At 77.1% G+C, this 11,723-nt stretch carries 11 protein-coding genes and 1 rRNA gene; all 12 read right to left on the reverse strand.

Going from position 1 to position 11,723, the window contains the following annotated elements; all coding sequences use genetic code 11:
- Positions 1-1,117: glycosyltransferase family 4 protein (locus tag ACRYM0_RS18420; RefSeq protein ID WP_432507296.1), on the reverse strand; the 1,117-nt coding region annotated here is incomplete at its 3' end.
- On the reverse strand, positions 1,089-2,789 hold the full coding sequence (gene murJ / locus ACRYM0_RS18425; protein ID WP_432507297.1) for a murein biosynthesis integral membrane protein MurJ: 1,701 nt from the start codon (positions 2,787-2,789) through the stop codon (positions 1,089-1,091). The genes ACRYM0_RS18420 and murJ, both read right to left, overlap by 29 nt.
- Positions 2,786-3,652 carry a hypothetical protein gene (locus ACRYM0_RS18430; protein WP_432507298.1) on the reverse strand — a complete coding sequence of 289 codons (867 nt, stop codon included), beginning with the start codon at positions 3,650-3,652 and terminating at the stop codon, positions 2,786-2,788. The genes murJ and ACRYM0_RS18430 overlap by 4 nt, the downstream gene beginning before the upstream one ends.
- Entirely contained in the window at positions 3,649-4,617 is a 969-nt protein-coding gene (locus ACRYM0_RS18435) for a copper transporter (RefSeq protein ID WP_432507299.1), read from the reverse strand. The genes ACRYM0_RS18430 and ACRYM0_RS18435 overlap by 4 nt, the downstream gene beginning before the upstream one ends.
- Before the next feature lie 52 nt (positions 4,618-4,669).
- Positions 4,670-5,830 (reverse strand): putative cytokinetic ring protein SteA, encoded by a 1,161-nt coding sequence (gene steA / locus ACRYM0_RS18440; RefSeq protein ID WP_432507300.1) that lies wholly within the window; start codon positions 5,828-5,830, stop codon positions 4,670-4,672.
- 137 nt (positions 5,831-5,967) lie between these two features.
- Entirely contained in the window at positions 5,968-7,773 is a 1,806-nt protein-coding gene (recN, locus tag ACRYM0_RS18445; protein ID WP_432507307.1) for a DNA repair protein RecN, read from the reverse strand.
- A 17-nt stretch (positions 7,774-7,790) separates the two neighbouring features.
- The gene (locus ACRYM0_RS18450; protein ID WP_432507301.1) at positions 7,791-8,732 is read right to left on the reverse strand and encodes an NAD kinase; all 942 of its coding nucleotides are present in this window, start codon (positions 8,730-8,732) and stop codon (positions 7,791-7,793) included.
- The gene (locus ACRYM0_RS18455; protein ID WP_432507302.1) at positions 8,729-9,535 is read right to left on the reverse strand and encodes a TlyA family RNA methyltransferase; all 807 of its coding nucleotides are present in this window, start codon (positions 9,533-9,535) and stop codon (positions 8,729-8,731) included. Before ACRYM0_RS18455 ends, ACRYM0_RS18450 begins: the two co-directional genes overlap by 4 nt.
- A 1-nt stretch (position 9,536) precedes the next feature.
- On the reverse strand, positions 9,537-9,752 hold the full coding sequence (locus tag ACRYM0_RS18460; protein ID WP_432507303.1) for a hypothetical protein: 216 nt from the start codon (positions 9,750-9,752) through the stop codon (positions 9,537-9,539).
- 10 nt (positions 9,753-9,762) lie between these two features.
- Entirely contained in the window at positions 9,763-10,920 is a 1,158-nt protein-coding gene (locus ACRYM0_RS18465) for an HAD-IIA family hydrolase (RefSeq protein WP_432507304.1), read from the reverse strand.
- A complete protein-coding gene (locus ACRYM0_RS18470) occupies positions 10,917-11,366 on the reverse strand; it encodes a tetratricopeptide repeat protein (RefSeq protein WP_432507305.1) in 450 nt (149 codons plus the stop codon). The genes ACRYM0_RS18465 and ACRYM0_RS18470 overlap by 4 nt, the downstream gene beginning before the upstream one ends.
- A gap of 263 nt (positions 11,367-11,629) precedes the next feature.
- Positions 11,630-11,723: ribosomal RNA gene (gene rrf, locus ACRYM0_RS18475) — 5S ribosomal RNA — on the reverse strand; the annotation flags it as partial.

The following is an 11,723-nucleotide window of genomic DNA, read 5'->3' on the forward strand; positions in this document are numbered from 1 at the left end:
CGGGGGGGGGGGGGGCGGGGCGCCGGCCGGGCCGTGGTGGGTGCACGCCCGGGCGACGGGGGGGGGGGGGGGGGGGATGCGGCGGGGCGGGATGGGGGCCGCCCCCCCGGCGCTCCTCGCGCAGCTGCGGGTCGGCCAGCAGCGCGTCGACGGCCGCGGCCAGGGCCGCGGCGTCGCCCACCGGCACCAGGTCCGCGGCCGCCCCGGTGACCTCCGCGGTACCGCCCGCGTCGGTGGCCACCACCGGCACCCCCGCCCGCAGCGCCTCCTGCAGGAACACCGGCTGCCCCTCCCACTCGCTGGCGCTGACGGCCACGTCGGCCGAGGCCAGCAGGTCCGGGACGTCGTCGCGGGCACCCAGCAGCACCAGCGGCAGCCCGCGCGCCGCGACGCGCTCGGCCAGCACGGCGCGCAGCGGCCCGTCGCCGGCCACCAGGACGCGGGCCCGGTGCCTCAGCAGCCCGACGGCGTCCAGCAGCACCCCCAGGCCCTTCTGCGGGGCCAGCCGGGCCACCACCAGCACCACGGGGTCCCCCGGCGGCAGCACGGGCGCGCCCGGGCGCAGCACCGGCGCCGGCACCAGCGCGCGGCGCACCCGCCGGGCCCCGGCCGACCGGGCCTGCTCCAGCAGGTCCTGCGAGACCGCCAGCACGACGTCGGCGCAGCGGCACACCGCGTCCTGCACGGCCCGCCCCAGCCGGGCGCGCCCCCCCGAGCCCAGGACGGCGTTGTGCAGGGTCACCACCAGTCCCGGTCGCGGGTGCAGCGTCCGCACCGCCAGGCTCGCCACCAGAGCGGCCCGCACGCCGTGGGCGTGCACCACCGCCCCGCGCGCGGACGGAGCCAGCAGAGCTCGCCGCAGCCGCGCCGCCGCGCGCAGGTCGCGCAGCGGGTGCAGCGAGGTGCCGATCCCGACCGGGGTGGTCGCCGCGTCGAACGGGAAGCGGCTCAGCGTCTCGGCGGGTGCCGCCACGTGCACCGCCGCTCCCCGCGCGCTCAACCCCGAGCACAGCTCCGCGACGTGCCTGCCGACCCCGCCGGCGCTGGTGGCCAGGACGAACACCACCGCCGCGTGCCCCGGCACCGCCTCAGCGCCCTCGCGCGCCGTCTCGTCCACGTCCCTCCCCCTCCGTCGTCGACCCCGGGCCGGGGTCCGGCTCCACGGCCCTCGCGCGGCGCAGCAGCCGGCCGGCGAACCCGGTCAGCACCCGCAGGTCACCCGGCACCAGCGACCGGGCGGCCACCGCCCACACCAGCACGGCCACCGCGGCGGCCAGCACCCCGGCGGCGAGCACGGCCACCAGCTCGTCCCGCCCCAGCAGCACGGGCACCGCGCCTCCGGCCGCAGCACCCGCCGCCGCCGAGAGCACCGCCGCCACCAGCGCCCGCACCACCCCGCTCAGCGCGGCGGGCCCGGCGAGACGGCGAGCCGCGCGCAGCAGCAGCGCCCCGGCGACGCTGAGCCCCACCGCGTGCGCCGCGGCCAGGGCGGTGACGACCCGCTCCGGCGGGAGCAGCGCGACGCCCGCGAGCATGCCGGCGAGGACGACGACCCAGCCGGTCACGGTCCCGGTCACCACCGCGCGCCCGGCCCCCAGCGCGTACAGGGCCCGCGTCAGCAGGGCCGCCAGGCCGTACCCGAGCAGCGCCGGGGCGAAGACCACCAGGGCCAGGGACAGGTCGTCGGTGCGCCCGGAGCCCACCCGTCCGACGACGAAGACGGTGGCGACGGGCACGGCGGTGGCCGCGAGCACGGCCGCTCCCAGCGAGCTCACCAGCAGGACCGTGCGCACCGAACGCGCCAGCAGCGCACCGAAGACCTCTTGAGCACCCTCCTCCGCGGCCCGGGCCAGGCGGGGGAAGACGGCCGTGGCCACCGGCACCGCGAGCACCGCGTACGGCAGCAGGAACAGCGCCCAGGCGTAGCTCCAGCGGTTCACCGCGCCCGGGGCGGCGTCGTTGCTGAGCAGGATCACGACCACCGACACCACCTGCTGGGCCAGCAGCACCGCCAGCCCCGACAGCGCCAGCGAGCGCAGGCGCGGCCAGTCCCCCGGCGCCGGGCGCAGCGTCGGGCGCCAGCGCACCGCCGAGCGCAGCGCGGGCGCGTGGGCGGCCGCCAGCGCCACGACCCCCAGGGTCGTCCCCCCGGCCAGCACCGCCACCGCCACCGTCGGGACGTCCTGCAGACCGCTGCGCACCACCGGGGCCGGCACCAGCACCCCCACCAGCAGGTAGGTGGCCCCGACCACGAGGCTGGACACCAGCGGTGCCGCGGCCGGGGCGGTGAAGCGGTGCTGGGCCTGCAGGGCGCCCGCCAGGACCACCGCCACCGCGTACAGGGGGACCTGCGGCAGGAACACCCACAGCATCAGCGTCCCGAGGGCCGCCGGGTCACCACCGCACTGCGCGGCCGAGGTGTCCCGCAGCAGCACGTCCACCAGGGGGCGCGCCAGCAGGGCCGTGACCGCCGCGGCCAGGCTGACGACCAGCACGCTCCACGTCAGCGCCGCCGAGGCGGTCCGCGACGCCGCAGCCCGCTCCGCCGGGTCGGCCGAGGCCAGCCGCGCCGACAGCAGCGGCACGAGGACGCCTGCCAGCGCCCCGCCGGCGACCACCTCGAACAGGACGTTGGGCACCTGGTTGGCGGTCGCGTAGACCGTGCCCAGGCAGCTGTCGCCGACGGTCTGCGAGAACGCCAGGAGCCGGCCGAAGCCGGCCAGGCGCGCGGCGACGGTCAGCACGGCGACCGAGGCGGCGGCGGCCGCGACCGACCGCGCGCCCCTCACGGGCGCCCGAGCCGGTCCAGCTCCCGCAGCAGCGGGGACGCCTCGATGACCCGGCTGAAGCTCACCCGCTCCGAGGCGAGGGTCAAGGTGGTGACCACGACCAGTGCGGCGACCCGCCCGGCGCGCCCCCAGCGCGCCAGGCAGGCCACGCCGAGCAGCGCCCCCAGCGCGTTGGCTCCCGTGTCGCCGAGCATGCTGCGACCGGCCAGGTCGTCCGGCAGGACCGCGACCGCGGAACCGGCGGCCGCCGCGGCCAGCGGGCGCGCTCGCGCGGCACCGCTGCTGCCCGGAGCCCCGGCGGCCAGCGAGGCCGCCACGACGACGGTGAGCTTGGCCGCGCGCCCCGGGCGCAGGTCGAACAGGTTCAGCAGGTTGGCGCTGCCGGCGACGAGGGCGGCGGCGAGGGCGGCATCGACCAGCTCCCCCGGCCGGCGCGGGCTCCGCGGGGCGGTCAGCACGGCGCACGCCGCACCCGTCGCCCCCAGCCCGAGCACCTTCAGCGCGCCGGTGGTCAGGCGCCCGCGGCGCAGCGCAGCCAGGTGGCCGGCCAGCCCGCGAGCGCCCGCCTCCCGGTCCCCGCGGCGCTCGGCGAGGTCGTCCACGGCGCCGAACGCCCCGGCGCCCAGGGTCGCCACCGCGGCCGCCCGGCCCCACGGCGGGGCGGCCGGCAGGCTCCCCGCTCCCGCGGCGAGCGCGGCCACCGGGCCCTCCAGCAGCGTGACGACGTCACCCCGGTGGTTGCGGCGCTCCCACCGGGCTGCTCCGCCCGGCGGGTGGCGGGGCAGCCGACGGGCGAGGGCGCGGCCCGCGCGGACGGCGACCACCCCGGCCGCGGCGGTGCGCGCGGCTGCGGCGGCGCTCACGGCGCGGCCGCCGGCAGGGGCGGGCTCACCGACGTGGCGGTGGAGGCGGTGCCGTAGTGGCCCGCCCGGCCGGCCAGCTGCTCCCGGAGCGCGAGCACCGCGTTCACGCGGCCGATGGCGGTGTCCAGGTCGTCCACCGTGCTGACCTGCTCCGCCAGCTCGTCGTCGGAGCGCACCACGGCCACGGCCGCGTCGGCGGCTGCCGCCTCGGTGGGACCGGCGACGACCACACCCGCCGCCAGGTCGTCGAACCGGCCGGCCAGGGCCTCCCACGCCGCTGCGGCGGACTCAGCGCGCTCCTCGCTGGCGTCCGGGTCGGCTGCGCCGGTCACCAGCAGGGTCAGCGTGGCGCGCTGCTCGGCCTGCTCGTCCACCTCCACGAGACCGGCGTCGGCGAGGGCGGTGAGCAGCGCCGTGCGGGTGGGGTCGGCGACGACGGTCTGGGCCAGGTCGGCGGTCACCAGGGAACGGGCGAGCGCGGTGGCCAGCACCACCTGCGGCTCGGTGTCCACCAGCTCCGCGTCGCCGTCGGTGCCCAGCTGGGGCGCGAGCTCGGTCGCGAGGTCGGCGCGTTCCTGCTCCTGCGCCTCGGCGGTCCACTCGTCCTGCACGCTCACGCGGGCGGACACGGTGGCGCCCGCCTGCTGCAGCACCTCCACGGCGGCGTCGGCCGTGCTGGAGTCGGCACCGGGCAGTTCCACGACGGCGACGGCACGGCCACCCAGCAGGCGGTCGACCACGGCCGGGGCCACGGCCTCGGCCCAGGCGTCCTGCGCCTCGCCCACGGCCAAGGCCTCGTCCCGCTCGGTGCGCAACTGCTCCCTCTCCTCGGTGAGCTGGCGCACCTGGTCGGTGATCCCCGTGGAGATGCTCTCGTTGAGGGGGCCGGCGCCGAGGACGATGCCGACGGCCAGCGCCAGGAACACCGATACCAGCGAGACGACGTGGTACCGGAAGTCGATCACTGCGTGTCCTGTCGTCGGGGGTGGAGCGGGGAGCCGGAGCGGGCGGGGCCCCTCACGGCCCACCGCCCGGGACGAGGGCGGTGACGAACGCCCAGGCGTCGCCGAGGCGGGCGCCGGTGACAGCCAGGATCGCCTGCCCCGTGGGGGTCACCGCGAGGGCGGCGACCAGCGCGAGCACCCCGGCCAGGACGAGCAGGAGCACCTGCCGGTCGGACACCCGCGAGCGGTAGAGCCGCGAGACGCCCTTGGCGTCGACGAGCTTGCCACCCACGCGCAAGCGGGTCAGGAAGGTGCTGGCCATGCCCGAGCGCCCCTTGTCGAGGAACTCCACCAGGGTGACGTGGGTGCCCACCGCCGCGATGAGCGTGGAGCCCTTGTCGTCGGCCAGCAGCATCGCGACGTCCTCGCTGGTGCCGGTCGCCGGGAACACGACGGCGTCGATGCCCAGGGCGCGCACCCGCTCCAGCCCCGGGGCCCGTCCGTCCCGGTAGGCGTGCACGACGACCTCCGCACCGCTGCGCAGGGCGGCGTCGGACACGGAGTCCATGTCGCCGACGATCATGTCCGGTTTCCAGCCGGCCTCCAGGATGGCGTCGGCACCGCCGTCGACCCCGATCAGCACGGGCTTGTACTCGCGCACGTACGGGCGCAGGGTGACGAGGTCCTCCTTGTAGTGGTACCCGCGCACCACGATGAGGGCGTGCCGGCCCTCCAGCCGCGTGCGGACGTCCGGCACCCCGACCCCGTCCAGCAGCAGGTCCCGCTCGCGGCGCAGGTACTCCATGGTGTTGGCCGCGAAGGCCTCCAGCTGCAGGGACAGCCCCGCGCGGGCGGCCTCCATGTCGGCCGCGACGTCCTCGGGGGTCAGGCGGCGGCCGCGGGCCACGACCCGCCCGTCGCTGCGCAGCTCGTCCCCGGCGAGCTGCAGGCGCACGCCCTCGGCCACGGCCGTCATCACCTCCGGGCCCACGGCGTCGAGCACCGGCACCCCCGCCTCGACCAGGATCTCCGGACCCAGGTTCGGGTAGCGCCCGGAGGTGCTGGCCGAGGCGTTCACGACGGCGGCCGGCCCGCAGGCCACCAGCGCCTCGGCCGAGACGCGGTCGAGGTCGAGGTGGTCGATGACCGCGACCTCGCCGGGGCGCAACCGCTTGGTCAGGGCCTTGGTGCGCCGGTCGACGCGAGCGGTCCCCTGCACCGTTCCCGACGGCACCTGCGCGGGGCCGGAGGCCTCTGCCCGGGCGGGCTCGCGTCCCCACCGGCGCCTGATCAAGTCGGTCACTCCCCACCCGACGGGCCACCCCGTCCCTCGTCCACGTGCACTGCGCGGGCCGCTCGCACGGCCGACCCTCAGCCGCCGGAGCGGTCCGCGGTCCTGCTCGATCGTCGCACGCGCGGCTGGCGCGCCCGCCGCGGCGCCGCCGGCGGTGCCACCGCGACGTGCTCGGCCTCGGCCCGCGAGGAGCGGAGCAGCTCCTCGGCGTGCGCGCGGGCGGTGCCCGACCCGCGACCGGACAGCATGCGCGCCAGCTCGCCGACCCTCCCCTCGTCGTCGAGCCGCACGACTCCGGACTCGGTCACGCTGCCGTCGTCCGTCTTGACCACGGTGAGGTGGCTGTCGGCGAAGGCGGCGACCTGGGCCAGGTGGGTCACGACGATGACCTGCGTGCTGCGCGCCAGGGCGGCGAGCCGACGGCCGATCTCGACGGCGGCACGCCCGCCCACGCCGGCGTCGACCTCGTCGAACACCATCGTCGGCACCGGGTCCGCCCCGGCGAGGACGACCTCCAGGGCGAGCATGACGCGCGAGAGCTCCCCACCGGACGCCCCTCGGGCCAGCGGTCGGAACTCGGTCCCCGAGTGCGCGGCCAGCTGCAGCTCGACGACGTCGCACCCGTGCGGCCCCAGCTCCCGGCCGCTGCGGACCTCCACGCGCAGACGAGCGCTGGGCATGGCCAGCGCCGACAGCTCGACGGCCACCCGTTCCTCCAGCTCGCGGGCCGCAGCGGTGCGCGCAGCGCTGATCCGCTCGGCGAGCTGGCGCAGCTCGCGTTCGACGGCGTCCCGCTCGGCGGCCAGCTGCTCCAGCCGGCCGTCGTCGTCCAGCTCCAGGAGCCGCGCGACGGCGTTCCGGGACCAGGCCAGGACCGCGTCCACCCCCTCGGTGCCGTCCTGCCCGGGGACGGGGGCGTAGCGGCGCACCAGCGCGGTCAGCTGCGCGCGACGGTCCTCGACCGCGGCCAGGCGCGCGGGGTCCGCCTCCAGGCCCTGCGCGTAGTCGGCGACCTCGGTGGACAGGTCCGCCAGGAGGTAGGACAGTTCGCCGACGCGGGCGGCGAGCGCGGCCAGGGTGGGGTCGTGCTCCCCCGCCTGGGCCAGGGCCCGCCGGGCGCTCTGCAGGAGGCTGTCCGCGCCCTCGTCGGAGGCGGGTCCCTCACCGCCGGCACCTTCACCGGTCAGCGCCTGGTGCGCGTCGGCGGCGGCGGTGCGCAGCACCTCGACGTGCGCGAGCCGTCCGGCCTCCTCCCGCAGGGCCACGTCCTCACCCGGCTGCGGAGCGACGCGCTCGACGTCCTCCAGGCCCATCCGCAGCAGTTCCGCCTCCCGGGCCCTCTCGGAGGCGTGGGCCGCCAGGTGGTCGTGCTCCGCGCACAGCCTGCGCCACCGGTCCCAGCCCTGCGCGTAGGCCGCCCGGTCGGCGTCCAGGACCGACCCCGCGAAGGCGTCCAGGACCTGCAGCTGCTGCGCCGCCGAGCGCAGCCGCTGCTGGTCGGTCTGCCCGTGCACGGCCAGCAGGTGCTCGGCGAGCTCCGCCAGGACCCCGACGGGGGCACCCCGCCCCCCCACGTGGGCCCTGCTGCGACCGGCGGCGGACAAGGTGCGGGCCAGGAGCAGTTCACCGTCCTCCAGCTCGCCGCCGGCGTCCTGGGCCCGCAGCGCGACGGGGCCGGCGGGGTCCACGGACAACCGCCCCTCCACCGAGGCCGCCTCTGCACCGCTGCGCACCGCCGAAGCGTCGGCGCGCTGGCCCATGAGCAGCCCCAGGCCCGTGACGACCATCGTCTTGCCGGCTCCGGTCTCCCCGGTGATGACCGTCAGGCCGGGCCCCAGCGGCAACCGGGCGTCCCGGATGACGCCGAGCTCCCGGATGCGCATCTCCTCGAGCACTCCGCTCAGCTCCCGTCCGCAGCGGCTCGGGGCCCGCGCCACCCGTGCACGGGCAGACCGAACTTGGCGACCAGCCGGTCGGTGAAGACCCCCGTGCTCAACCGCGCCAGGCGCACCCGCCGCGGGGAACGCCGCACCTCCACGCGTGCGCCCGTCGGGGCGGTGAAGGTGCGGCGCCCGTCGCACCACACCACACCGCCGTCGTCGAGGCTGGGGAGCACCTCCACGCCGACGCAGGACGTCGGTGCGATCACCAGGGGGCGCGCGAACAGCGCGTGCGCGCTGATCGGCACCACGAGCAGCGCCTCCACCTCCGGCCACACGACCGGGCCCCCCGCGGAGAACGCGTAGGCGGTGGAGCCGGTGGGCGTGGCGGCGATGAGGCCGTCACCGGCGAACGTGCTCAGGGGTCGGCCGTCGACGTCCACGACCACCTCGATCATCCGCTCCCGGTTGCCCTTCTCCACCGAGACCTCGTTCACCGCCCAGGAGCGCGCCACGACCTCACCGTCGAGCACGATCTCCACGTCCAGCGTCATGCGCTCCTCGACGCGGTAGTCGCCGGCGACCACCCGGGACACCGTGCCGACGACCTCCTCGCGCTCGGCCTCCGCCAGGAACCCCACGTGCCCGAGGTTGACCCCCAGCAGCGTCGCCCCCGTCCCGCGCACCAGCTCGGCGGCGCGGAGGATGGTGCCGTCGCCGCCGAGGACGATGACCATCTCGGCGCCCTCCACGGCACCGTCGAGGTGGCGCTCGGCGACCAGGCGCCGATCGGCGACGCTGAGCGCCTCCGCCTCCTCGGGGGTCATGAGGGTGTGCACGCCCGCCTCGTGGAGCCGACGCACGACCTCCGTCAGTGCGGTCACCGCCTCGGGCCGCCCGGTGTGGGCGAGCACGAGCACGCTGCGCGGTCCCGGGGCCGAGCCGGTGGGGGAGGCGCTCACGACAGCCCCGCCTGGGGCCCCTCGGCGACGGCGCGCTGCAGCGCCTCCTCCTCGAGCGCGGGCGCGCCCGCCTGCAGGTGCAGGAAGTACTCGACGTTCCCGCTGGGGCCGGGCAGCGGGCTGGCGGCCACCCCGCGCACGCCCAGCCCGCAGGAACCGGCGGCCCGGGCGACCGAGCGGACCGCACCCGCCCGCAGCTCGGCGCTGCGCACGACGCCCCCCGCCCCCAGGGCCTCGCGCCCGACCTCGAACTGGGGTTTGACCATGAGCACGTGCTCAGCCTCCGGAGTGACGCACCGCACCAGCGCGGGCAGGACGAGGGCCAGGGAGATGAAGGACAGGTCCGCCACGACGAGCGACGGGGCCGGGGCCACCGCGTCGGGTTCCAGCACCCGCACGTTGGTGCGCTCCAGGACGGTCACGCGCGGGTCCTGCCGCAGCGACCACGCCAGCTGGCCGTACCCGACGTCGACCGCGACGACGTGATCGGCGCCCCGCCGCAGGAGGACGTCGGTGAAGCCGCCCGTGCTGGCGCCCGCGTCCAGGCAGCGGCGCCCGGCCACGTGGACGTCCAGGGCGTCCAGGGCGCCGACGAGCTTGTGGGCGCCGCGGCTCACGTAACCCTCCTCCTCGAGGCTCTCGACGAGGATCGGGGACGCCGGGTCCACCTGGGTGGCGGGCTTGCCGGCCGTCGTGCCCGCCACCTTCACGCGGCCCGCGGCCACCAGCTCGCTCGCGTGCTCGCGCGAACGCGCCAGACCGCGACGCACGAGCTCGGCGTCCAGACGCAGGCGGCGGGCCACCTCAGCCCTCCGTGCCGGCCAGGCGCTCGCGCAGCGCCAGGTCGATCCCGGCGTAGACCTCGACGTGCTCGTGCACGCCCAGAGCGCCCAACCCGTCCAGGCGCGTCAGCGCGGCGTCCAGGTTCTGCTGCGCGGCGGAGTCCTCGGGGTCGGCGGCGCCGTCCGCCCGGCGTGCGGGCGGCGCGGGCCGGGGCGTCAGGGTCGGGTGCTCGCTCACGCGGGTGAGGCTACAAGCCGCCCCGGACCTCGCCCGACGTCTCGTCCCCAGGCTCCGGGGTGTCGGCGGGCAGGGTGTGCACGACCTGCTCGACCAGCCCGGCCACGTCGAGGTCCCACCGCGCCCCCGGCTCGGTGTCCCGAGCAGTCCACACGGCCTCCGCGGCAGCCCTGAGCACGTCGAGGCCGTCGGGCCCCGCGGCGGCGGAGCGCACGGACGCCTCCGCCGGGCCGAGGACGACCACCGCGTCGCGGCACCGGACGGTGACGCCGTCCTCGGAGCGCTCGACCGCGACCTCGGGGTGCTCGTGCCGCAACGAGCGCAGGTCGCGCCCGAGGAGGTGGGGACGCTCGTGCGGTGCGGCGGCGAGCAGCTCGGCGACACCTGTGACCCCCGTCAGCACGAGCAGGCCCGTCAGGCCGGCCGTGCGGGCACCCTGCAGGTCGGTGTCCAGCCGGTCGCCGACCACCAGGGCCCGCTGAGCCCCGAGGCGGGCGACGGCCTCGTCGAACAGCGCGCGCTCGGGCTTGCCGCACACCACGTCGGGGTCGCGACCCGCGGCTCGGGCGACCAGCTGCACCATCAGACCGTTCCCGGGCGCAGGCCCGTGGGGGGTGGGGACGGTCGCGTCGAGGTTGGTGGCGACCCACCAGAGGCCGGCGCGGACGGCGTGGGTGGCCTCGGCCAAGCGCGCCCAGGAGGTGTCCGGCGAAAAGCCCTGGACGACGGCTGCGGGGTCGTCCGCGAGGGAGTCCACGGTGGTGAGCCCCACGGCTGCGAGCGCTTCGCGGAGCCCGGCGCCACCGATGAGGAGAACCCGGGAACCTCCTGGGAGACGCTGGGAGAGGTGGCGGGCAGCAGCCTGCGCGGACGTCACGACGTCCTCGTCCTCCGCGGGGACACCGAGCTCACGCAGGTGCGCGCCGACGGTGGACGGCGGCCGGGACGCGTTGTTGGTGATGTAGGCCAGCCGACTCCCCTCGGCGGCAGCCCGCCTCAGGGAGTCGGCGGCGTGCGGCACGGCGTGGGCACCGACGTAGACGACACCGTCCAGGTCGAGCAGGATCGCGTCGTGCTCCAGCAGCAGGGAGCGGTCGCTCCCGCTCAGCGTGCTCGGGGGCGTTCCGCCCCAGCCGGTCGTCCCGGTGGTGCTTCCGGTGGTGCTCACGTACTCCCCGGGCTCTGCCGCGCCGCCAGCGTGGCGCGGACCTGTCGCAGACGGTCGGCGTACTCGGGCCGGTCGGGACGCATCGCGTGCGCCATGGCGAGGTGCTCAGCCGCCGTGCCGAAGTACCCGAGACGACTGAGGCTCAGCCCCAGCCCGAAGTGAGCGTAGTCGTCCGCGGGGCGCGCGTGCGCCAGTCGCCGGAACGACTCCGCGGCCGCCGCCACGTCGCCCGCGTCGTACTGCGCACGAGCCAGCGCCTCGAGCACTCCCGTGGACGTCGGCTCCTGGGCGTGAGCGCGAGCCAGCAGGGTCGCGGCTGCCGCAGCCTCACCGTCGGCGAGGAGGGCCAGCCCTCGCTGCAGCCACTCGTACGGACCGCCGCGCGGGCGGCCCGCTTCCCCTGGACCGGGCACCGGCACGGCCGAGGCGTCGGGTTCGTCTGACACGGAGACCTCCTCGATCGGGCACAGCCGCACCTCGGCAGCGCAGGACTCGACCGTAGGATGCGCCGGGCGGGCACGGCTCGCACGGGAGCGTGCGCCACGTCCAACCCTGGGAGGCCGCACCCGCCGGACTCTTCACGGTGCACGTCTATGCACGCGTTCGCAACGACTCGGCTGGACCGCGGTACCGAGAACGCGAAAAAGGCCCGTCAGGTGCGACCAACACACCCGACGGGCCTTTCACGACCTCACCACAAAAAGTGAGTGGCCGGCAGTGACCTACTCTCCCACCCAGTCTCCCAGGCAGTACCATCGGCGCTGGCGGGCTTAGCTTCCGGGTTCGGAATGTAACCGGGCGTT

The sequence above is a fragment of the Kineococcus arenarius subsp. arenarius genome (assembly GCF_050871845.1).
Lineage (GTDB): Bacteria > Actinomycetota > Actinomycetes > Actinomycetales > Kineococcaceae > Kineococcus.

What these genes read in the sequence shown, in the direction of transcription:
- recN (WP_432507307.1), bottom strand. Translation starts at nt 7,773, where the DNA reads ATGCGCATCCGGGAGCTCGGCGTCATCCGGGACGCCCGGTTGCCGCTG.